Source organism: Mesorhizobium sp. B2-7-2 (genome assembly GCF_006440775.1).
Lineage (GTDB): Bacteria > Pseudomonadota > Alphaproteobacteria > Rhizobiales > Rhizobiaceae > Mesorhizobium.
Window position 1 is genome coordinate 62,227 of sequence record NZ_VFTZ01000023.1, and the last position, 20,461, is coordinate 82,687.

The 20,461-nt window shown below is 65.2% G+C and carries 17 protein-coding genes; 16 read left to right on the top strand and 1 reads right to left on the bottom strand.

All coding sequences use genetic code 11. The features are described 5' to 3' along the window. Positions 1-5: 5 nt before the first annotated feature. Complete coding sequence (locus FJ425_RS25430; protein WP_140630901.1) at positions 6-1,121, bottom strand: cystathionine gamma-lyase; 1,116 nt, start codon at positions 1,119-1,121, stop codon at positions 6-8. A gap of 390 nt (positions 1,122-1,511) precedes the next feature. Here FJ425_RS25430 and mraZ point away from each other — a divergent pair, with 390 nt between their 5' ends. The 16 genes from mraZ (at position 1,512) to ftsZ (ending at position 20,404) form a co-directional block, all read left to right on the top strand. Next, entirely contained in the window at positions 1,512-1,970 is a 459-nt protein-coding gene (gene mraZ / locus FJ425_RS25435) for a division/cell wall cluster transcriptional repressor MraZ (protein WP_140630904.1), read from the top strand. Further along, entirely contained in the window at positions 1,967-2,983 is a 1,017-nt protein-coding gene (rsmH, locus tag FJ425_RS25440) for a 16S rRNA (cytosine(1402)-N(4))-methyltransferase RsmH (RefSeq protein ID WP_140630906.1), read from the top strand. The genes mraZ and rsmH overlap by 4 nt, the downstream gene beginning before the upstream one ends. A 4-nt stretch (positions 2,984-2,987) precedes the next feature. After that, positions 2,988-3,383: a hypothetical protein gene (locus FJ425_RS25445; RefSeq protein WP_140630909.1), complete on the top strand. Its 396-nt coding sequence runs from the start codon at positions 2,988-2,990 to the stop codon at positions 3,381-3,383. Beyond that, entirely contained in the window at positions 3,380-5,101 is a 1,722-nt protein-coding gene (locus FJ425_RS25450; protein WP_140630912.1) for a penicillin-binding protein 2, read from the top strand. Before FJ425_RS25445 ends, FJ425_RS25450 begins: the two co-directional genes overlap by 4 nt. Positions 5,102-5,155: 54 nt before the next feature. Beyond that, on the top strand, positions 5,156-6,610 hold the full coding sequence (locus FJ425_RS25455; protein ID WP_140630914.1) for a UDP-N-acetylmuramoyl-L-alanyl-D-glutamate--2,6-diaminopimelate ligase: 1,455 nt from the start codon (positions 5,156-5,158) through the stop codon (positions 6,608-6,610). Then, positions 6,607-8,040: a UDP-N-acetylmuramoylalanyl-D-glutamyl-2,6-diaminopimelate--D-alanyl-D-alanine ligase gene (locus FJ425_RS25460; protein ID WP_140630916.1), complete on the top strand. Its 1,434-nt coding sequence runs from the start codon at positions 6,607-6,609 to the stop codon at positions 8,038-8,040. Before FJ425_RS25455 ends, FJ425_RS25460 begins: the two co-directional genes overlap by 4 nt. 26 nt (positions 8,041-8,066) lie before the next feature. Then, positions 8,067-9,149 carry a phospho-N-acetylmuramoyl-pentapeptide-transferase gene (gene mraY, locus FJ425_RS25465; RefSeq protein ID WP_140544456.1) on the top strand — a complete coding sequence of 361 codons (1,083 nt, stop codon included), beginning with the start codon at positions 8,067-8,069 and terminating at the stop codon, positions 9,147-9,149. A gap of 10 nt (positions 9,150-9,159) precedes the next feature. Continuing rightward, positions 9,160-10,560, top strand: a complete 1,401-nt coding sequence (gene murD, locus FJ425_RS25470) for a UDP-N-acetylmuramoyl-L-alanine--D-glutamate ligase (protein WP_140630919.1) — start codon at positions 9,160-9,162, stop codon at positions 10,558-10,560. Next, positions 10,560-11,711, top strand: a complete 1,152-nt coding sequence (ftsW, locus tag FJ425_RS25475) for a putative lipid II flippase FtsW (protein WP_095768993.1) — start codon at positions 10,560-10,562, stop codon at positions 11,709-11,711. Before murD ends, ftsW begins: the two co-directional genes overlap by 1 nt. 6 nt (positions 11,712-11,717) lie before the next feature. Next, complete coding sequence (gene murG, locus FJ425_RS25480; RefSeq protein WP_140544452.1) at positions 11,718-12,842, top strand: undecaprenyldiphospho-muramoylpentapeptide beta-N-acetylglucosaminyltransferase; 1,125 nt, start codon at positions 11,718-11,720, stop codon at positions 12,840-12,842. Next, positions 12,839-14,245 carry a UDP-N-acetylmuramate--L-alanine ligase gene (murC, locus tag FJ425_RS25485; protein WP_140544450.1) on the top strand — a complete coding sequence of 469 codons (1,407 nt, stop codon included), beginning with the start codon at positions 12,839-12,841 and terminating at the stop codon, positions 14,243-14,245. The genes murG and murC overlap by 4 nt, the downstream gene beginning before the upstream one ends. Continuing rightward, positions 14,242-15,207: a UDP-N-acetylmuramate dehydrogenase gene (murB, locus tag FJ425_RS25490; RefSeq protein ID WP_140726809.1), complete on the top strand. Its 966-nt coding sequence runs from the start codon at positions 14,242-14,244 to the stop codon at positions 15,205-15,207. The genes murC and murB overlap by 4 nt, the downstream gene beginning before the upstream one ends. Positions 15,208-15,518: 311 nt before the next feature. Next, positions 15,519-16,445 (top strand): D-alanine--D-alanine ligase, encoded by a 927-nt coding sequence (locus FJ425_RS25495; RefSeq protein WP_140726812.1) that lies wholly within the window; start codon positions 15,519-15,521, stop codon positions 16,443-16,445. After that, the gene (locus FJ425_RS25500) at positions 16,433-17,377 is read left to right on the top strand and encodes a cell division protein FtsQ/DivIB (RefSeq protein ID WP_140726814.1); all 945 of its coding nucleotides are present in this window, start codon (positions 16,433-16,435) and stop codon (positions 17,375-17,377) included. Before FJ425_RS25495 ends, FJ425_RS25500 begins: the two co-directional genes overlap by 13 nt. Continuing rightward, entirely contained in the window at positions 17,374-18,681 is a 1,308-nt protein-coding gene (gene ftsA / locus FJ425_RS25505) for a cell division protein FtsA (protein ID WP_140726817.1), read from the top strand. Before FJ425_RS25500 ends, ftsA begins: the two co-directional genes overlap by 4 nt. A 67-nt stretch (positions 18,682-18,748) precedes the next feature. Further along, entirely contained in the window at positions 18,749-20,404 is a 1,656-nt protein-coding gene (ftsZ, locus tag FJ425_RS25510) for a cell division protein FtsZ (RefSeq protein WP_140726820.1), read from the top strand. The last annotated feature ends 57 nt before the right edge of the window (positions 20,405-20,461 follow it).

Below are 20,461 nucleotides of genomic sequence, written 5' to 3' on the forward strand. Positions count from 1 at the left end.
TCTGCTCAGCTTGCAATCTTGTCCAGGGACGCCTCGATCGACTGCCAGAGTTCCTCGACCGGCTCGCAGCCGATCGCGAGACGAACGAAGCCCGGCGGAACGGCGTCGCCGCGTTTCGAGCGCCGCTCGGCCGATGTGTGCACGCCGCCGAAGGACGTTGCCGCTTCGATCAGCGCGCAACCGTCGATGAACGCCTCTGCCTGTTCTTCGGAGGCCAGTTCGAACGAAATCAGGAAGCCGAAGCGCTCCATCTGGGCGCGCGCCAGATTGTGCGAGGCATCGCCCTCGAGCCCGGGAAAGCGCACGCCGCTGACGGAGCGGTGACCCTTCAGCCGCCGCGCGATGGTTTCAGCCGACGAGCACATGCGATCGAAGCGCACTTCCAGCGTTTCGAGGCCGCGATGCACCAGCCATGCTTCGAACGGACCGGGGATGCCGCCGGCCGTCTCGCGCCAATCCTTCACCTTGGCGACAATATCGGGATCGCGGCAGGCGACATGGCCGAAGAGAACGTCCGAATGGCCATTGATCGCCTTGGTGTCGGCCGAGACCACGATGTCGGCGCCAAGATCGAGCGGGCGCTGGCCGAAGGGCGTCATCGTCGTGTTGTCGACGATCAGGATTCCGCCTTGCGTATGGACCGCCTTGGCGACGGCGGCGATGTCGCAAATGTCCAGTTGCGGGTTGGACGGACTTTCGACGAAAACCGCCCGGTAGCCGGCGAAGCCGCCGTCGAGCATGCTTGCCGTCGGCCGCACATCATAGGCGACGCCGAGCGGTTTCAGGAAACGCTCGGCCAGCGCGCGCGTCGTGTGATAGCCGTCCGACGGCAAGAGGATGCGGTCGCCCGATTTGACGAGCGCGAACAAAGCCGCGGAAATCGCCGCCATTCCCGACGGAAAAATAATGCTTTGCGCCTCTTCCAGGTGGCCGAGCGCATGCTCGACGGCATGCCAGGTCGGATTGCTGAAGCGGCCGTATTGATCGAAACCCGTCGCGTCGCCCGGCGCGTGGAAGATCGAGGCCATGGTCAGCGGCAAGGGGATGGGATCGCCCTTGGCAAAATCGGCGCTACGCAAATGGGCAAGTGTCGCGGCGCGTGACTTCGCAGTGTCGGACATTGGCTCGATCCTTTGGGCAGAAAACTTCAACCGACGCTATGCGCGCCGGCTGTGCGCGGCAAGCTGCGTCTTTTTGGGCCAGAGGGCTCTAAACGCTTCGTTAGGCTTAATAGACGATAAAGACGAGACGTGCCTTCAGCTTACGCTTTCTGGTTGTGGTGCGCGTGTTTGTGAATGCCTGTTCCCGTTGACGCCCATAGTGCCCCATGATATCCCATTCAGATCAAGCTTTCGTTCCGCGTCAGGGTGAAGCGTACGCCAATCGGGCAGCCGCGGCGGCTGCGCGTTTGTCGGTTTTCGCCCCGGTGAATGAAGCGATTTGCTGCAAATGCGGCAGGGGCGCGGAGAACAACATGAGGGGTGCAGCGGCAACGGCGGCTGTAGCGTTTATTGGACCGGTTTCTGTCAAACACGGTGAGCAGGATCGATGCGAAGGGGCGGGTGTCCGTTCCGGCGCATTTTCGTGCCGTGGTGCAAAAACGCGGCTATGCGGAACTCTATGCGCTGCGCTGCCTGGATCTGCCGGCCATGGACGTCGGCGGGCTCGACCTACTCGACCGCTACGAGCAGCGGATCGGGCTGGAGGATCCCTTTCTGCAGACGGCGGACGACATGTCGTTCTTTTGCCATGGCGACGGGACATTTCTGAAGCTCGACCAGGACGGCCGCATCACCATGACCGATTTCATCCGCGAGCATACGGGCATCTCGAACGAGGTGGCCTTTGTCGGCCGCGGCAATTTCTTTCAGGTCTGGGAGCCGGGACGGCTTGCCGCCTATGGGGCGCAGGCGCGGGCCCGGCTTTTGCAGCTTCGGCAGGGGACGAAGCCCGGGGAGCGATCGGAATGATGGCTGGCCACGGCGATGACCCTCACGCCGTTGGCGGACCGGCCCGTCACATTCCGGTCCTCCTTGCCGAGGTGCTCGACGCGCTTGCGCCAAAGGCCGGCGAGACGATCGTCGACGGGACATTCGGCGCCGGCGGCTACACCAGCGCCATCCTCGATCGCGGCGCCTCCGTCGTCGCCATCGACCGCGACCCGGACGCAATCGCGGCGGGCAGGGCGCTCGAACGACAGGCCGGCGGCAGGCTGAGGCTTGTCCAGGCGCCGTTCTCGACGTTGGACGAGCATATCGAGGGCGCCGACGGCGTGGTGCTCGACATCGGCGTTTCCTCCATGCAACTCGACCAGGCGGAGCGGGGTTTCTCCTTTCGCGCCGACGGGCCGCTCGACATGCGCATGGCGCAGGCGGGTCTGTCCGCTGCCGACGTCGTCAACACCTTCAAGGCGGGCGACCTTGCCCGCATCTTCGGCTTTCTCGGCGAGGAACGCCATGCCGGCCGCATCGCGCGCATGATCGAGAGCCGTCGCGAGAAGAAGCCCTTCGAACGCACGCTCGATCTCGCCGACGCCATCGAAACCCATATCGGAAGAGGTCCGAAGGACAAGATCCACCCGGCGACACGCGTCTTCCAGGCGCTGCGCATCTTCGTCAATGATGAACTTGGCGAGCTTGCAAGGGCGCTGCTGTCCGCCGAGCGGGCGCTGAAGCCCGGCGGGCGCCTTGCCGTGGTGACATTCCATTCGCTGGAAGACCGCATCGTCAAGCGCTTCATCGCCGACCGCTCCGAAGCGGCCAGCGGCTCGCGGCATTTACCCGATGCGCCCCTGCGCGTCGCGACTTTCCGTAAGGCTGGCGGCGGCGTGACGGCGGGAGAGGCCGAGCTCGACGCCAATCCGCGGGCGCGCTCGGCCAGGCTGCGCGCGGCGATCCGCACCGAGGCGCCTGCGCGCGCCGGCGATTTTTCGATTTTCGGTCTTCCAAAGCTTCCCGCCGTCGAGCGGCCGGGGGAGAGGTGAGCACGTGTTTCGTACCAGCGACATAGTCCTGATCGCCGTCATGGTCTCGGCCGCCGCGCTGACCTACAAGACGAAGCGCGAAGCCGAAGAGCAACAGGCGGCGGTGCAGAAGATCCAGGCGCAGATCCACTACGAGGAAGAGACCATCGATCTCCTCAAGGCGGACTGGAGCCTGCTTACACAGCCGTCGCGGCTGCAGAAGCTTGCCGATGTCTATAAGAGCCAGCTCGGGCTCGAACCGGTCAACGCGCACCAGATCGGCGGGCTCGAGGACATACCCGTGAAACCCGTGACGATCGAAGACCTCTCCTCGCAGCGGCTTGGCGGCATGGCCGACAATTCGGGCAAGGAGCCCTCGGACGGCAAGGATCCGGTGGTCACCGGGAGCACCGTTCAATGATCGGTCTTCCAAGGATCGGCGGCCTGCTGACGCGCCGGAAGAGGCAGGCGGAGGACGGCTCGATCGTCGTCGATGCGGCCCGCAAGGCGACTGGCGGCAAGGCAAAGACGCGCATCGTCATGACGATGGCGGTGTTCTTCACCATCTATTCGACCATCGCCGGCAGGCTCGTCTATCTCGGGCTGCAGAATCCCGATCTTTCGGGCGGCCCGGAGAACCGGGTCACTGCATCGCGTCCGGATATCGTCGACCGCAACGGCGAGGTGCTGGCGACCGACATCAAGACGGCGTCGCTGTTTGCCGAGCCGCGCCGAATCGTCGATGCCGACGAAGCGATCGAGAGATTGTCGACCGTGCTGCCGGAGATCGACTACGAGCAGACCTATCGCAAGCTCAAGAGCGGCGCCGGGTTTGTCTGGCTGCAGCGCCAGCTGACGCCGAAGCAGCAGGCCGACATCCTGGCGCTAGGCGTCCCCGGCCTCGGCTTCCGCACCGAAAAGCGGCGCTTCTATCCGAGCGGCGAGACCTCGTCCTATATCGTCGGCCTCACCAACATCGACAACCAGGGCATCTCCGGCATGGAGAAGTATATCGACGAGCAGGGGCTGAGCGATCTGCAGGCGTCGGGGCTCGCCGTGGCCAAGGATCTCAAGCCGGTCAAGCTTTCGATCGATCTGCGCGTCCAGCATGTGGTGCGCGACGAGATCGCCGCCGGGCTGGAGCGCTATCGCGCCATCGGCGCCGGCGCCGTTGTGCTGAACATCAAGACCGGCGAAGTGGTCGCCATGGCCTCGGTGCCGGATTTCGATCCGAACAATCCGTATAATGCGCAGGAAAAGGATCGCCTAAACCGCATGTCGGCCGGGCTCTACGAGATGGGCTCGACCTTCAAGAGCTTCACCTCGGCCATGGCGCTCGATTCCGGCAAGGCGACGATGGCGAGCCGCTTCGACGCGTCGCATCCGATCCGGGTCGGCCATCAGGCCATCCACGATTTCCACGGCAAGAACCGCGTGCTGTCGCTGCCGGAAGTGTTCCTCTTTTCGTCCAACATCGGGTCGGCCAGGGAGGCTGAGCTGGTCGGCATCGAGGGGCATCGCGAATTCCTGCACCGCCTCGGCATTCTGGACAGGATGCAGACCGAACTGCCGGAAGTCGCGCGCCCGACCGAACCCAAGGTCTGGAAACAGGTCAACTCGTTCACCATCGCCTTCGGTCACGGCGTGTCGACGACGCCCCTGCAGGCCGCCGTCGGCTGCGCGGCGCTGATGCAGGGCTATCTGATCGAGCCGACATTCCTGGTGCGCAGCGAGCAGGAGGCAATGGCGGTGGCCAAGAAAGTGGTCGGCGACAAGACGGTCGCAGGCATGCGCTACCTCTATACGCTCAACGCCGAGAAGGGCTCGGCCAGAAACGCCCGGGTTCCCGGCTACCGCGTTGGCGGCAAGACCGGAACGGCCGAGAAGGTCATCAACGGCCGCTACTCCAAGGACTTGAATTTCAACACCTTCGTCGCCGCCTTCCCGATGGACGATCCGCAATATCTGGTGTTCACGATCGCCGACGCCCCGCATCCTGAAAAGCCCGGGATGACCGACGTCGCCGCCAACAATGCGGGGGTCATGGCCGGCAACATCATCAGACGCGCGGCCGCCATGCTTGGCGTGAAGCCAGATTTCAGCCATGAAAATGGTGCAACGCTGGTTTCCTATCAGTGATTCTTGCGGCGCGCCGGCAACTGCGCGCTATTTTGTTGCGGTGAACGGGACTCAATGCATCTAAAAGATCTAGCCGGCATCCTGCCTGTCGAGGGAACAGCTTCCCCCGACCTGGAGGTGACCGGACTTTCCTCCGATTCCCGCGCGGTCAAGACCGGCGTCGTCTTCTTCGCGCTTGCCGGCAGCAAGGCCGATGGCTCGACCTATGCCGCCGATGCCGCGGCCCGCGGCGCGGCTGCGATCGTCACCGGCAAGGGCGTGAGCGTCTCCAGCCTGTCGATCCCGGTCCTTGCCGTCGATGATCCGCGCCTGGCGCTGGCGCTCAGCGCGGCGCGCTTCTTCGGACGCCAGCCGCAGACCATGGTCGCCGTCACCGGCACCGCCGGCAAGACATCCGTCGCCGCCTTCACCCGCCAGATCTGGGAGCAGGCGGGTTTTGCCGCCGCCTCGATCGGCACGACCGGCGTCGTGGCGCCCGGCCGCAACGAATATGGCTCGCTGACGACGCCCGATCCGGTGGCGTTGCACCGATTGCTCAAGGAGCTGGCGGATGCGGGCGTCACCCACGCCTCGATGGAAGCCTCAAGCCACGGTCTCGACCAGCGCCGCCTCGACGGGGTGAAGCTGGCGGCCGGCGCTTTCACCAATCTCGGCCGCGACCACATGGATTACCATCCAACGGTCGAGGATTATCACCGCGCCAAGCTGCGCCTGTTCGACACGTTGCTGCCGAAGGGCGCGCCCGCGATCGTCTTTGCCGACGACCCATGGTCGGAGCCGACCATCAAAGCCGCGAAAGCGGCGGGGCTGGAAGTGCTGACCGTCGGCCGCCATGGCGATTTCCTGACGCTGAAGCGGGTCGAGCATGAGCGGCATCGCCAGCGCGCCGAAATCGTGGCCGACGGCGTGCTGCACGAGGTCGACCTGCCTTTGGCCGGCGATTTCCAGATCGCCAACGCGCTGGTCTCGGCCGGACTTGCCATCGCAACTGGAACACCCGCGGGCAAGGCTTTGGCGGCATTGGAGAAATTGAAGGGCGCGCCGGGCCGGCTCGACCTCGTCGGCGCCACCGCGGCCGGCGCTCCCGTTTATGTCGACTATGCCCATAAGCCCGATGCGCTGGAGAATGTGCTGACCTCGGTCCGGCCTTTCACCACGGGTCGCGTCGTCGTGGTGTTCGGTTGCGGCGGCGACCGCGACCGGGGAAAAAGGCCGATCATGGGCGAGATCGCGACCCGGCTCGCCGATGTCGTCATCGTCACCGACGACAATCCGCGCACCGAAGTGCCCGAGACCATCCGCGCAGCGATCCTCGCCGCCGCGCCCGGCGCCATCGAGATCGGCGATCGCCGCAAGGCGATCCACGAGGCGGTGGCGATGCTTCGCGCCGGCGACACCCTCATCGTCGCCGGCAAGGGACATGAGGAAGGCCAGACCGTCGGCACCGAAACCTTCCACTTCTCCGACCATGAGGAAGTGCGTGAGGCGCTCAAGGAGCGCGCCGCATGAACCTGCTGTGGACGTCGGAAGCGCTCGTCGAAGCCATGGGCGGCAGGCCGATCGGCTCGCTGCCGGAAGGCATCACCGGCATTTCGATCGACAGCCGCAGCCTGGACCCGGGAAACGCGTTCTTCGCCATCAAGGGCGAAGCGATGGACGGGCATGATTTCGCGACCGCGGCGGTCAAGGCCGGAGCGGCGGTGCTGGTCGTCGCCGAGGGCAAGCTGCCGTCGCTCGGCCGGCTGACGGCACCGATGATCGTCGTTCAGGACGTGCTCGCGGCCCTCGAGAAGCTCGGCGTCGCGGCCCGCGCCCGCTCGAAGGCCAGGATCATCGCGGTCACCGGATCGGCCGGCAAGACGACCACCAAGGAAGCGTTGCGGCATGTGCTGTCGGCGGTCGGCAAGGTGCACGCCTCGGCGCAGTCGTTCAACAACCATTGGGGCGTGCCGCTGACGCTGGCGCGCATGCCGCAGGACTGCGACTATGCCGTCTTCGAGATCGGCATGAATCATCCGGGCGAGATCCGGCCGCTGGTCAAGATGGTAAGGCCGCATGTCGCCATCGTGACGATCATTGCCGCCGCTCATCTCGGCTTCTTCAGGAATCTCGACGAGATTGCCGTGGCCAAGGCCGAGGTTTTCGAGGGGATCGAGCCAGGTGGCGCAGCGCTGCTCAACCGCGACGATCCGCGCTGGAAGCTGCTCGGCAAAATGGCGAAAGAGGCGGGCGTCGAGCATGTCTTCGGCTTCGGCGAAAATGTCCGCTCGGCCTTCCGCCTTGTCGGCTGCGAGCTTCATGCCGACCATTCCGACATCGCCGTCAAGATCGGCAAGAGGGACCTGAGCGCCCGTGTCGGGGCGCCTGGTCGCCATATCGTGCAGAACGTTCTGGCCGTGCTTGGCGCCGCGCAGCTGGTCGGCGCCGATGTCGACAAGGTCGCGGCGGCACTGGCAGATCTTTCGGCCGAGCGCGGGCGGGGCCGGCGCCATATCCTGCATCATCCCAACGGGCCGCTCACGCTGATCGACGAGAGCTACAACGCCAATCCGGCGTCGATGGCGGCGGCCATGGCGCTGCTCAACGCCACGCCGGTCTCAGGCGAGGGCCGGCGTATCGCGGTGCTCGGCGACATGCTGGAGCTCGGCAGCCATTCGGCAGATCTCCACGCGGCGCTTGCCAAGCTGATCGTCGGCACGGGCACACGCAACGTCTTTCTCGGCGGGCCGGAAATGCGGGCGCTGGCCGAGGTTTTGCCGTCAGACATTGCAACCGAGTATCGATCGGGAGCGGAAGAACTGAAGCCGATCGTGATCGCCGCGCTCAGGCCGGGCGACGTGGTGATGGTCAAGTCGTCGAAGGGCATCGGGTTTTCAAAGCTGGTCGAGGCGTTGCTCGGCAAATTTCCGGCGGAAGCCACAAACATTAATCCGGCCTAGATCGGGCTCCGGGGGACGGAAGGACCATGTTCACACTGCTCGTCGATTTCGCGGACAAGATCTCGTTCTTCAACGTCTTCCGCTACATCACTTTTCGCACAGGCGGCGCGCTGATCACGTCTGCGCTGATCGTCTTCATCTTTGGGCCGACGATCATCAATTCGCTGCGCCTGCGGCAAGGCAAGGGCCAGCCGATCCGCGCCGACGGCCCGCAGACGCATTTCAAGAAGGCCGGAACGCCGACCATGGGCGGGCTGATGATCCTGTCCGGCATCATCGGTTCGTCGCTCTTATGGGCGAACCTGTCCAGCATCTATGTCTGGGTGGTGCTCTTGGTCACCGTCGGCTTCGGCTCGATCGGCTTCTACGACGACTATCTCAAGGTGACCAAGCAGTCGCATCTGGGCTTCTCCGGCAAGGCCCGCCTGGCGATCGAGTTCATCATCGCCGCCATCGCGGCCTGGGTGATCATGCATAACGGCCAGGCGCCGTTCTCGTCGTCGCTGACCTTTCCCTTCGCCAAGGAATTCCTGATCAATCTCGGCTGGTTCTTCGTGCCGTTCTCCTGCTTCGTTATCGTCGGCGCCGGCAATGCGGTGAACCTGACCGACGGCCTCGACGGCCTGGCGATCGTGCCGATCATGATCGCGGCGGCGTCCTTCGGCGTCATCGCCTATCTGTCGGGCAACGCGGTGTTCGCCGAATATCTGCAGATCCATTTCGTTCCCGGCACCGGCGAGCTCGCCGTCGTGCTCGGCGCGGTAATCGGCGCAGGCCTCGGCTTCCTTTGGTTCAACGCGCCGCCGGCCGCCATCTTCATGGGCGACACCGGCTCGCTGGCGATGGGCGGGCTGATCGGCACCATCGCGGTCGCCACCAAGCACGAGATCGTGCTGGTCATCGTCGGCGGCTTGTTCGTGGTCGAGATCCTGTCGGTCATCATCCAGGTCGGCTATTTCAAGATGACCGGCAAGCGCGTCTTCCTGATGGCGCCGATCCATCACCATTTCGAAAAGCTCGGCTGGACCGAAAGCCAGGTGGTGATACGCTTCTGGATCATTGCCGTCATCCTGGCGCTGGTCGGCCTTTCGACCCTCAAGCTCAGATAGGACTCGCTGCTTGATCCCCGCCGCTTCCTTCTCAGGCAAACGCATTTCGCTCTTCGGGCTTGGCGGCTCGGGCATCGCCACCGCGCATGCGCTGATCGCAGGCGGCGCCGAGGTGCTGGCCTGGGACGACAATCCGGACAGCGTCGCCAAGGCAGCGGCCGCGGGGATTACGACCGGGGATCTGCGCTTGGCCGACTGGCCGCGTTTCGCCGCCTTCGTGCTGTCGCCAGGGGTGCCGCTGACGCATCCCAAGCCGCATTGGACGGTGGAGCTGGCGCGCGGCGCCGGCGTCGAGGTGATCGGCGACATCGAGCTGTTCTGCCGCGAGCGCAACAGCCATGCGCCGGCAGCACCCTTCATCGCGATTACCGGCACCAACGGCAAGTCCACGACGACGGCGCTGACGGCGCATATCGTGAAGTCGGCAGGCCGCGACACGCAGATGGGCGGCAATATCGGCCGTGCCGTCATGACGCTCGATCCGCCCGAGCCGACGCGGCACTATGTGGTCGAGTGCTCGTCCTACCAGATCGATCTCGCTCCCTCCATCAATCCGACCGCCGGCATCCTGCTCAACCTGACGCCAGACCATCTCGACCGGCACGGCACGATGGCGCATTACGCCTCGATCAAGGAGCGGCTGGTCGCCGGCAGCGATACCGCGATCGTCGGCGTCGACGATTCCTGGTGCGCCCAGATCGCCGACCGGCTGGAACGGGCCGGCCGGCCGGTCATCCGCATTTCCAAGCGCCTGCCGTTGACCGACGGCTATTTCGCCGACGGCACCAACCTGATGGAAGCCGTGCATGGCCGCTACAGCCGCGTCGCCTTCCTCGAAGGCATCGGGTCGCTGCGCGGCCAGCACAACGCGCAGAATGCGCTGGCGGCGGTCGCCGCGTGCCTGAGGATCGGGCTCGATCTCGGCGAGATCCAGGCCGGGCTCGAAAGCTTCCCCGGGCTGGCGCATCGCATGGAGCAGGTCGGCCGCAAGGACCATGTGCTGTTCGTCAACGATTCCAAGGCGACCAATGCCGATGCGGCCGCACCGGCGCTATCGAGCTTCAACCGCGTCTACTGGATCGCCGGCGGCCTGCCCAAGGAAGGCGGCATCGAGCCGCTGCGCGGCTTCTTCCCGCGCATCGCCAAGGCCTATCTGATCGGTGAGGCGGCGCCCGCCTTCTCGGCGACGCTCGGCGAGGCGGTGCCTTACGAAATATCCGGAACGCTGGCGGCGGCGGTCGAGCATGCCGCCAACGACGCGGCAAAGGACACCGGTGGCGAGGCCGTGGTGCTGCTTTCGCCGGCCTGCGCCAGTTTCGACCAGTTCAAGAATTTCGAAGTTCGCGGCGAAGCCTTCAGGCAAGCTGCGACTGCTATTGATGGGGTGAAATCCATCGGAGGGCCACGTTGATGCAAAGCCGTCTCGACAAAAGTCCTGTCGCCACCTGGTGGTGGACGATCGATCGCTGGTTCCTGGCGGCATTCCTGTCGCTGATGGGACTGGGCATCGTGCTGTCTTTCGCCGCAAGTCCGGCTGTGGCCGAGCGCATCGGTCTCGACAGCTTCCACTTCGCCACGCGCCAGATCATCTTCACCATCCCGGCGCTTATCGTGATGCTGGCGGTCTCTTTCCTGGAGGCGCGGCAGATAAGGCGCATGTCGCTGGTGATGATCTGCATCATGCTGGTGCTGATGGTGGCGGTGCTCTACATCGGCGTCGAGGTGAAGGGGGCGCGGCGCTGGGTGTCGCTTGCAGGCCTTTCCATTCAGCCGTCCGAGTTCCTGAAACCGGCCTTCGTCGTCATCTGCGCCTGGCTGTTTGCGGAGCACAGGCGCCAGCCCGACATTCCCGGCAACCTGTTCGCCATGCTTTTGCTGGCGCTGGTCATCTCGCTTCTGGTGGCCCAGCCCGATCTCGGCCAGACGATGCTGGTGCTGGGCACCTGGGGCGTGATGTTCTTCATGGCCGGCCTGCCCTGGTTCTGGATCGTCGCGCTGGGGGCTGCCGGGGTCGGCGGCGTGTTCGCTGCCTATACGGTGTTTCCGCACGTCGCCGCGCGCATCGACAAGTTCATGACCGGCGAAGGCGACACCTTCCAGGTCGATATGGGCCGCGAGGCGCTGATCAATGGCGGCTGGTTCGGCGTCGGCCCGGGCGAGGGCACGGTAAAGCGGGTCATCCCCGACAGCCACGCCGATTTCGTCTTCTCGGTCGCCGGCGAGGAGTTCGGCCTCATAATGTGCTTCTTCATCATGTCGATCTTCGCCTTCATCGTGCTGCGCGGCCTAAGCATCGCGCTCAAGGAGCAGGACGATTTCACCCGCTATGCGGTCGGCGGCCTGGTCACCGTCTTCGGCCTGCAATCGGCCATCAACATGTGCGTGAACCTGCAGCTGATGCCGGCCAAGGGCATGACGCTGCCCTTCATCTCCTATGGCGGCTCCTCGCAGATCGCCATCGCCGTCTCGATGGGCATGGTGCTCGCCTTGACGCGCAAGCGTCCGGAAAAGCGCAAGCAGATGGGCTTCGTCCTTTCGCAGCGCGCAATGCCGGCGGAATGAGGCAGGATGGCGAAGGGTGTCATCCTGCTTGCGGCCGGCGGAACGGGCGGACATCTGTTTCCGGCCGAGGCGCTGGCGCATGAGCTGATCGACCGCGGCTGGAAGGTGCATCTTGCCACCGACAATCGCGCCGAGCGCTATTCCCGCCATTTCCCGGCAGCCGACATTCACACCATCCCCTCGGCCACGCTGGGTTCGAAGAACCCGGTCGCCATGCTCTCGGCCTTCTGGAAGATCTGGCAGGGCGTGCGGGAGGCCGGCCGTGTAATCGCCAGGATCAAGCCGGAGGCTGTCGTCGGCTTCGGCGGCTATCCGACGCTGCCGCCGCTCTATGCCGCGACAAGGCGAAAAGTGCCGACGCTGATCCATGAGCAGAACGCCGTCATGGGCCGCGCCAACAAGGCGCTTGCCGGCCGCGTGGATGCGATTGCCGGCGGTTTCCTGCCGGAGGGCGCAAGCGCTGACGGCGTAAAGACGGTGACCACCGGCAATCCGGTCAGGCCGCAGGTCCTCGATGCGGCGAAAACGCCTTACGTGGTATCGAATGAGGGCGAACCGTTCCGCTTCCTGGTGTTCGGCGGCAGTCAGGGCGCGCAGTTCTTTTCCGATGCCGTGCCTGCGGCGATCGCGCTGCTGCCGCAAGACCTGCGCAAGCGGCTGGCGATCACGCAGCAGGCGCGCGCCGAGGATGTGGTGCGGGTGAAGGCCGCCTATGCCGATCTCGGCGTCGACGTCCAGGTCTCGCCCTTCTTCACCGACATGGCGGCGCGCATGGCGGCGGCGCATCTGGTGATGTCGCGCTCCGGAGCCTCGACGGTTTCGGAAATCGCCGTCATCGGCCGGCCGGCGCTGCTGGTGCCTTATCCGCATGCGCTCGACCACGACCAGGCTGCGAATGCCGCGGCGCTTGCCGCCGCCGGCGGGGCCGAGCTTCATCCGCAGTCGACGCTGTCGGCGGAGCGGATCGCCGAACTGGTCGGCGGGCTGATCAAGGATCCGAACCGGCTGGCGACCATGGCCGCCGCCGCCCGCTCGGCCGGGAAACCGAACGCGGCGCGGTTGCTCGCCGATCTGACAGAGGCTATTGCGTCCGGCAAAACGGTTTCGGACTACAGGAGGACGCGCGTATGAAGATGCCGCAGACCATCGGCCTTGTGCATTTCATCGGCATCGGCGGCATCGGCATGAGCGGCATCGCGGAAGTGCTGCACAATCTCGGCTACAAGGTGCAGGGGTCCGACCAGGCCGACGGCGCCAATGTGCAGCGGCTGCGCGACAAGGGCATCGAATGCTTCGTCGGCCACAAGGCCGAGAATCTCGGCGACGCCGAAGTGGTGGTCGTTTCGACCGCGATCAAGAAATCCAACCCGGAGCTCAAGGCCGCGCGGGAGAAGTTGCTCCCCATTGTCCGCCGCGCCGAGATGCTGGCCGAGCTGATGCGGTTCCGCCAGGCGGTCGCCATCGGCGGCACGCATGGCAAGACGACGACGACTTCGATGGTGGCGACCTTGCTCGAGGCCGGCGGGCTCGACCCGACCGTCATCAATGGCGGCATCATCAACGCCTACGGCACCAATGCGCGCATGGGCGATGGCGAGTGGATGGTGGTCGAAGCCGACGAGAGCGACGGAACGTTCCTGAAGCTGCCGGCCGATATCGCCGTCGTCACCAACATCGATCCCGAGCATCTCGACCACTATGGCAGCTTCGACAAGGTGCGCGAGGCGTTCCGCCAGTTCGTCGAAAACGTGCCGTTCTATGGCTTCGGCGTGATGTGCACCGACCACCCGGAAGTCCAGGCGCTGGTCGGACGGATCGAGGACCGGCGCGTCATCACCTATGGCGAGAACGCGCAGGCCGATGTGCGCTTCAGCAACCACCGCATGCAGGGCGCGATCTCCGAATTCGATGTCGTGATCCGCGATCGCAAGGGGCGGGGCACGACCTCGATAAAGGACCTGCGCCTGCCGATGCCTGGCCGCCACAACGTCTCCAACGCGACGGCGGCGATCGCGGTCGCGCATGAGCTTGGCCTCTCGGCCGAGGCGATCAAGAAGGGCCTGTCGTCCTTCGCCGGCGTCAGGCGGCGCTTCACCCGTACCGGCTCGTGGGACGGCGTCGAGGTGTTCGACGACTACGGCCACCATCCGGTCGAGATCGCGGCGGTGCTGAAGGCCGCGCGCAGCGCGACCGATGGCAGGGTGATCGCCATCGCGCAGCCGCATCGCTTCACCCGGCTGCACGATCTCTTCGATGAGTTCTCGGTCTGCTTCAACGACGCCGACACGGTGATGGTGGCGCCGGTCTATGCGGCAGGCGAGGAACCCATCGAAGGCGCGACCTCCGACGCGCTGGTGTCGCGCATCCGTTCCGGCGGCCACCGCGACGCGCGCTATATCGAGGGTCAGGCGGCGATCGCGCCAGCCATTCGCGAGCTTGCCAAGCCCGGCGATTTCGTCATCTTCCTCGGCGCCGGCAACATCACGCAATGGGCTTACGCGCTGCCCAAGGAACTTGGTGGGACGCCCTCATGATGCACGGCCAGGACCTGATCCTTAAGCTCAGCGACAAGCTTGCCGGCCTGCGCGGCCGTATCACGCCGAACGCCGAGATGGACAAGATCACCTGGTTCCGGGCCGGCGGCCTCGCCGAGGCGTTGTTCCAGCCGGCCGACGAGGAAGATCTTGCGGCTTTCCTTCGGGCTGTGCCGGAAGAGGTGCCGATCACGGTGGTCGGCGTCGGCTCGAACCTTCTGGTGCGCGACGGCGGCGTTCCGGGTTTTGTCGTCAGGCTCTCGGCCAAGGGTTTCGGCGAGGCCGAGACCACCGGGCCGACCACGATCAAAGCCGGCGCGGCGACGCCGGACAAGCGTCTCGCAGCGGTGGCCTACGAGGCCGGCATCGGCGGCTTCCATTTCTATCACGGCATTCCTGGCGCCGTCGGCGGCGCGCTCAGGATGAATGCCGGCGCCAACGGCGTCGAGACCCGCGAACGGCTCGTCGAGGTGAGGGCGCTGGACCGCAAGGGCAATCTCCATACGCTGAGCAACGCCGATATGGGCTATGCCTATCGCCATTCGTCCGCGCCTGCCGGCCTGATCTTCACCTCAGCCATTTTCGAAGGGTTTCCGGAGGACAAGGCGGCGATTAAGGCGGCGATGGATGCCGTTCAGAACCACCGCGAGACGGTGCAGCCGATCAGGGAGAAGACCGGCGGCTCGACCTTCCAGAATCCGGAAGGCACCTCGGCCTGGAAGGAGATCGACAAGGCCGGCTGCCGCGGGCTGATGATCGGCGGTGCGCAGATGTCGCCGATGCACTGCAACTTCATGATCAACACCGGCACGGCCACCGGCTACGACCTCGAATATCTCGGCGAGACGGTGCGGGCGCGCGTGCTCGAGAATTCGGGCATCCGGCTGCACTGGGAGATCAAGCGCCTCGGCAATTTCAGGCCGGGTCATGCGGTGCAGGAGTTTCTCGGGCAGCTTCTTTAGCTTAGGCTTAAGTTCATGTGATGCTTGAACTTCCAGCGATCTGAAACAGCCGTAGAACCGTTGCCTCAAAGACTCACAATTCACTTTTTGCGGCTGTTTTCGCGGAAAGTGAATCTCTCGGAATCGTAGGTACTTGCCAGCGAATCAACTCTCTGATTCTCTGCCCTAAAGCGTTTCCTGATTTGAGTCGTTCGACGCGTTAAGCCGCGTTTTCCGTCTGGGGGGCAACCTGCCGGAGGGCTCGGACTCAATGTTTGGAAATGCGGTGCGGGAATATCGGTTGCAGGCCCGGCGTGAGAGGGGATGACGGGATGAAGAAGAAGCATGTGGCTGTCCTCCTGGGTGGATTCTCCTCGGAGCGGCCCGTGTCTCTGTCCTCGGGGAAGGCGTGTGCGGATGCGCTCGAGAATGAAGGCTATCAAGTCACCCGGGTCGACGTTTCGCGCGATGTCGGGCCTGTGCTTGCCGAGCTCAAGCCTGACGTCGCCTTCAACGCGCTGCACGGTCCGTTCGGCGAGGACGGCACCATCCAGGGAATTCTCGAATATCTCGCAATTCCCTACACCCATTCGGGTGTGCTCGCTTCGGCCTTGGCCATGAACAAGGAGCAGGCCAAGAAAATCGCCAAGGCGTCCGGCATTCCGGTCGCGGAGTCGAAGGTGGTCAACCGCTTCGCCGTTCAGAACAAGCATCCGATGAAGCCGCCTTATGTGGTCAAGCCGGTCAATGAGGGGTCGAGCTTCGGCGTGGTCATCGTGCTTGAGGGGCAGTCGCATCCGCCGCAGGTGATCGGCTCCACCGAATGGCAATATGGCGAGACCGTGATGGTCGAGCGCTACATCCACGGACGCGAATTGACCTGCGCGGTGATGGGCAATGTGGCGCTCGGCGTCTGCGAGATCATCCCGACCGGGCATTCCTTCTACGATTACGATTCAAAATACGTTCCTGGCGGATCAAAACACGAAATCCCTGCTAAAATTTCACCGAATATTTACCAAAAAATACAGACACTGGCCCTCAAGGCTCATCTTGCCATTGGTTGCCGGGGCGTCTCCCGATCGGACTTCCGTTACGACGATCGCCACTCCGAAAACGGCGAGGTTGTCTGGCTCGAGGTCAACACTCAGCCGGGCATGACGCCGACGTCTCTGGTGCCTGAAATCGCCGCGCAAGCGGGACATTCGTTCGGCGATTTGTTGAGTTGGATGGTGGAGGACGCTTCGTGTCTGCGTTGAGGTTGGGGCAGGGTAATGGCGTCGGCGCGGCTGGGCTCGCGCTGTTCGGTATGTCGCTGTCATTCGACCGTTTCGTGCTGCCGCGTCAGCTTCGCCGGCCGATGCGCGTACTGGCGCGTCTGTGCGGCGGCGAGTATGAGGCGCCGCGCTTTTCGGCGGCGATCCTTTCCGCTGCGCTGATCGCGTCCAGCAGCGCCTATGGCGCCTATCTTGGCGGCTACGCCGACAGCATCGTGCAGGGCGTGACGGCGCGCACCGGCTTCGCCGTCGACCAGATCAAGGTGGTCGGCAACCGCCAGACCTCCGAGATCGATGTGCTCGACCGGCTCGGCCTCGACGGCTGGACCTCGCTGATCGGCTTCGATGCCGAGGCCGCGCGCGAGCGCATCGCGACGCTGCCGTGGGTCGAGGGAGCCGCCGTGCGCAAGATATACCCGCATACGCTGGAAGTGCGCATCGAGGAGCGCCAACCCTTCGCGCTTTGGCAGCAGGGCACCTCGGTCTCGGTCATCGAGCGGTCAGGCGAGATGATCGCGCCGTTCTCGGGCGGCAAGCAGGCGCTGCTGCCGCTGATCATCGGCACCGGCGCGCCGGCCATGGCGCCGGCCTTCCTCGCCAAGATCGAGCGCTATCCCGAGCTTGCGGCGCGGGTCAAAGGCTACATCCGGGTCGGCGAGCGGCGCTGGGACCTGAGGCTTGAAAACGGCATCACGATCAAGCTGCCGGAAGACGGCGAGGACCAGGCGATCGCCGAGCTCGTGAAGATCGATCATGACAACGGATTGCTGACCCGCGACATCGCCGCCGTCGACATGCGACTTTCCGACCGGCTGGTCGTGGAGCTGTCGCCGGAAGCGGCGACACAGCGCGAAGCAGCGCTCAGCGACAAGCCGAAGTCCCTGGCCAAGCGCAAGGTGGAGAGAAAGATATGAGCTGGCTTGGCGGCAGCAGCGACGCTTCTTCGCGCCGGTCGGGCACGCTCACGGTGCTCGATGTCGGCTCCAGCAAGGTTTGCTGCGTCGTGGCGAAGCTGAAGCCGAACGAGGACGGCAAGCTGCTGCGCGGACGTTCGCATCGCATCCAGGTGATCGGCATCGGCCACCAGAAATCGCAAGGCGTGAAGTCCGGCGTGGTGGTCGATCTCGATCGCGCCGAGCATGCCATCCGGCTTGCCGTCGATGCGGCCGAGCGCATGGCCGGGCTCACCGTCGATTCCCTCATCGTCAACATGACGGCCGGCCGGCTGAAGAGCGAAGCCTTCTCGGCGACCATCAATCTCGGCGGCCATCAGGTCGAGGAAGTCGACATCAAGCGCGTGCTCGCCGCCGGCGCCAAGCAGGCGCTCAGGGCCGAGCGCGAGGTGATCCATTCGCTGCCCGTCGGTTTCTCGCTCGACGGCGAGCGCGGCATGCGCGACCCGCGCGGCATGGTGGGCGATGCGCTTGGCGTCGACATGCATGTGCTGACGGGCGACGCGGCGCCGATGCGAAATCTGGAGCTTTGCATCAACCGCTCGCATCTGTCGGTCGAGCGCATGGTGGCGACGCCCTATGCCAGCGGGCTTGCCTCGCTGGTCGACGACGAGCTCGAAATGGGCGCAGCCTGCATCGACATGGGCGGCGGCACGACGACCATCTCGGTCTTCTCGGAGGGCAAGTTCGTCCATGGCGACGCGATCGCCATCGGCGGCAACCATGTGACGCTGGATATGGCCAAGGGCCTGTCGACCTCCCTCGATGCCGCGGAGCGGCTGAAGGTGATGCATGGCTCGGCGCTGCCCGGCAGCGCCGACGACCGCGACCTGGTCTCGATCCAGCCGATCGGCGAGGACGGCGATATACCGCTGCAGATCCCGCGCTCGGTAATGACGCGCATCATCCGCGCCCGCATCGACGAGACGCTGGAGCTTCTGCGCGACCGGCTGAACAAGTCCGGCTACGGCAACGCCGTCGGCAAGCGGGTCGTGCTCACCGGCGGCGCAAGCCAGCTCGCCGGCCTGCCGGAAGCGGCGCGCCGCATTCTCGGGCGCAATGTGCGCATCGGCCGGCCGCTCGGCGTCGCAGGCCTGCCGGAGGCGGCCAAGGGACCGGCGTTCTCGACCCCGGTCGGACTGATGATCTATCCGCAGATGGCGAGCTTCGAGAGCCATTCAGCGAAAGGACTTTCCGGTTTCAGGATGACCGGAACGGGCGGAAAACTGCATCGCATGAGTCAGTGGTTGAGAGACAGTTTTTAATTTGACGGGGACAGCCCCATAGGCGGCCGCAGCGGCGAGGCGGCGGGAAAGGCAAAGGACGGAGACAATGACCATCAATCTGCAGAAGCCGGACATCACCGAGCTCAAGCCACGCATCACCGTGTTCGGTGTCGGCGGCGGCGGCGGCAATGCCGTGAACAACATGATCACAGCCGGCCTGCGCGGCGTCGAGTTCGTGGTGGCCAACACCGACGCGCAGGCGTTGACGATGTCGAAAGCCGAGCGGCTGATCCAGCTCGGCGCGCATGTCACCGAAGGCCTCGGCGCCGGCTCGCAGCCGGAAGTCGGCCGCGCGGCGGCGGAAGAGTGCATCGACGAGATCATCGATCACCTCTCCAACACCCATATGTGCTTCGTCACTGCCGGCATGGGCGGCGGTACCGGCACGGGCGCTGCTCCGGTCGTTGCCCGCGCGGCGCGCGAGAAGGGCATCCTCACCGTCGGCGTCGTCACCAAGCCGTTCCATTTCGAGGGCCAGCGCCGCATGAAGACGGCCGACATGGGCATCGAGGAACTGCAGAAATGCGTCGATACGCTCATCGTCATCCCCAACCAGAACCTGTTCCGGCTGGCCAATGACAAGACCACCTTCGCCGATGCCTTCGCAATGGCCGACCAGGTGCTCTATTCGGGCGTCGCCTGCATCACCGACCTGATGGTCAAGGAAGGCCTGATCAATCTCGACTTCGCCGACGTCCGCTCGGTGATGCGCGAGATGGGCAAGGCGATGATGGGCACGGGCGAGGCTTCGGGCGAGGGCCGCGCGATGGCCGCAGCCGAAGCCGCCATCGCCAACCCGCTGCTCGACGAAACCTCGATGAAGGGCGCCAAGGGCCTGCTGATCTCGATCACCGGCGGCCGCGATCTCACCCTGTTCGAGGTGGACGAGGCGGCGACCCGCATCCGCGAGGAAGTCGACCAGGACGCCAACATCATCCTGGGCGCCACCTTCGACGAGGAGCTGGAAGGCGTGATCCGTGTGTCGGTCGTCGCCACCGGCATCGACAAGTCGGCGGCCGAAATCGCGGCTGCGCCGATCTCGATTCGCGCGCCGCAGAAGCCGGCCGCCCGCCCGGCGGCGGCTCCGGTGGCCGAAATCCGCCCCGCTCCGGTTCAGCCGCAGGCCTATGAGCCGCGCGCGGCCGATCCGGTCGCGGAGGCGATCCAGCTTGCCGAGGCGAACGCCGCCGCCATGGCGCAGCCGCGCGCCTTGCCGGTCGACGACTTCCGGCCGCAGAGCAAGATCTTCCAAGCCCCGCCTGCGCAGCCGCAGCCGGTGGTGCCGCAGCAGGTCATGCAGCAGCCCGCGCCGCAGCGCGAGATGCCGCAGCCGGTGACCGCGGCGCCGCAGCGCATGCCTCGCGTGGAAGATTTTCCGCCGGTGGTAAGGGCCGAAGTCGAAGCCAAGAGCCGGCCGGCGGACCATGAAAACAGCGGTCCGATGGGGCTGATCAAGCGGCTGACCAACGGCCTTACCCGCCGCGAGGAAGAGCCGGCCCGGCTTCAGCCGGCGCAGCCGCGCGAGCCGAAGCTGCGTCAGGCCGCGCCTGAGATGCGCCGTCTCGCTAGCCAGGATCCTGCGCTCTATGCGCCGCGCCGCGGCCAGCTCGACGACCAGGGCCGGCTGACGCCGCAGGCCCGCACAGTCCAGGAAGACGACCAGCTGGAAATCCCGGCCTTCCTGCGTCGCCAGGCCAACTGATCGGTACGGCGGCCGCCGATCATCGAGACGGCGCGGACCGTCGATCGTCGATACAGC

Bases quoted from the DNA above. Each gene is read 5' to 3' on its own strand.
- FJ425_RS25430 (WP_140630901.1), bottom strand. From the start codon at position 1,121: ATGTCCGACACTGCGAAGTCACGCGCCGCGACACTTGCCCATTTGCGT.
- rsmH (WP_140630906.1), top strand. From the start codon at position 1,967: ATGATGGCTGGCCACGGCGATGACCCTCACGCCGTTGGCGGACCGGCC.
- FJ425_RS25450 (WP_140630912.1), top strand. From the start codon at position 3,380: ATGATCGGTCTTCCAAGGATCGGCGGCCTGCTGACGCGCCGGAAGAGG.
- FJ425_RS25455 (WP_140630914.1), top strand. From the start codon at position 5,156: ATGCATCTAAAAGATCTAGCCGGCATCCTGCCTGTCGAGGGAACAGCT.
- FJ425_RS25460 (WP_140630916.1), top strand. From the start codon at position 6,607: ATGAACCTGCTGTGGACGTCGGAAGCGCTCGTCGAAGCCATGGGCGGC.
- mraY (WP_140544456.1), top strand. From the start codon at position 8,067: ATGTTCACACTGCTCGTCGATTTCGCGGACAAGATCTCGTTCTTCAAC.
- ftsW (WP_095768993.1), top strand. From the start codon at position 10,560: ATGCAAAGCCGTCTCGACAAAAGTCCTGTCGCCACCTGGTGGTGGACG.
- murG (WP_140544452.1), top strand. From the start codon at position 11,718: ATGGCGAAGGGTGTCATCCTGCTTGCGGCCGGCGGAACGGGCGGACAT.
- murC (WP_140544450.1), top strand. From the start codon at position 12,839: ATGAAGATGCCGCAGACCATCGGCCTTGTGCATTTCATCGGCATCGGC.
- murB (WP_140726809.1), top strand. From the start codon at position 14,242: ATGATGCACGGCCAGGACCTGATCCTTAAGCTCAGCGACAAGCTTGCC.
- FJ425_RS25495 (WP_140726812.1), top strand. From the start codon at position 15,519: ATGAAGAAGAAGCATGTGGCTGTCCTCCTGGGTGGATTCTCCTCGGAG.
- ftsA (WP_140726817.1), top strand. From the start codon at position 17,374: ATGAGCTGGCTTGGCGGCAGCAGCGACGCTTCTTCGCGCCGGTCGGGC.
- ftsZ (WP_140726820.1), top strand. From the start codon at position 18,749: ATGACCATCAATCTGCAGAAGCCGGACATCACCGAGCTCAAGCCACGC.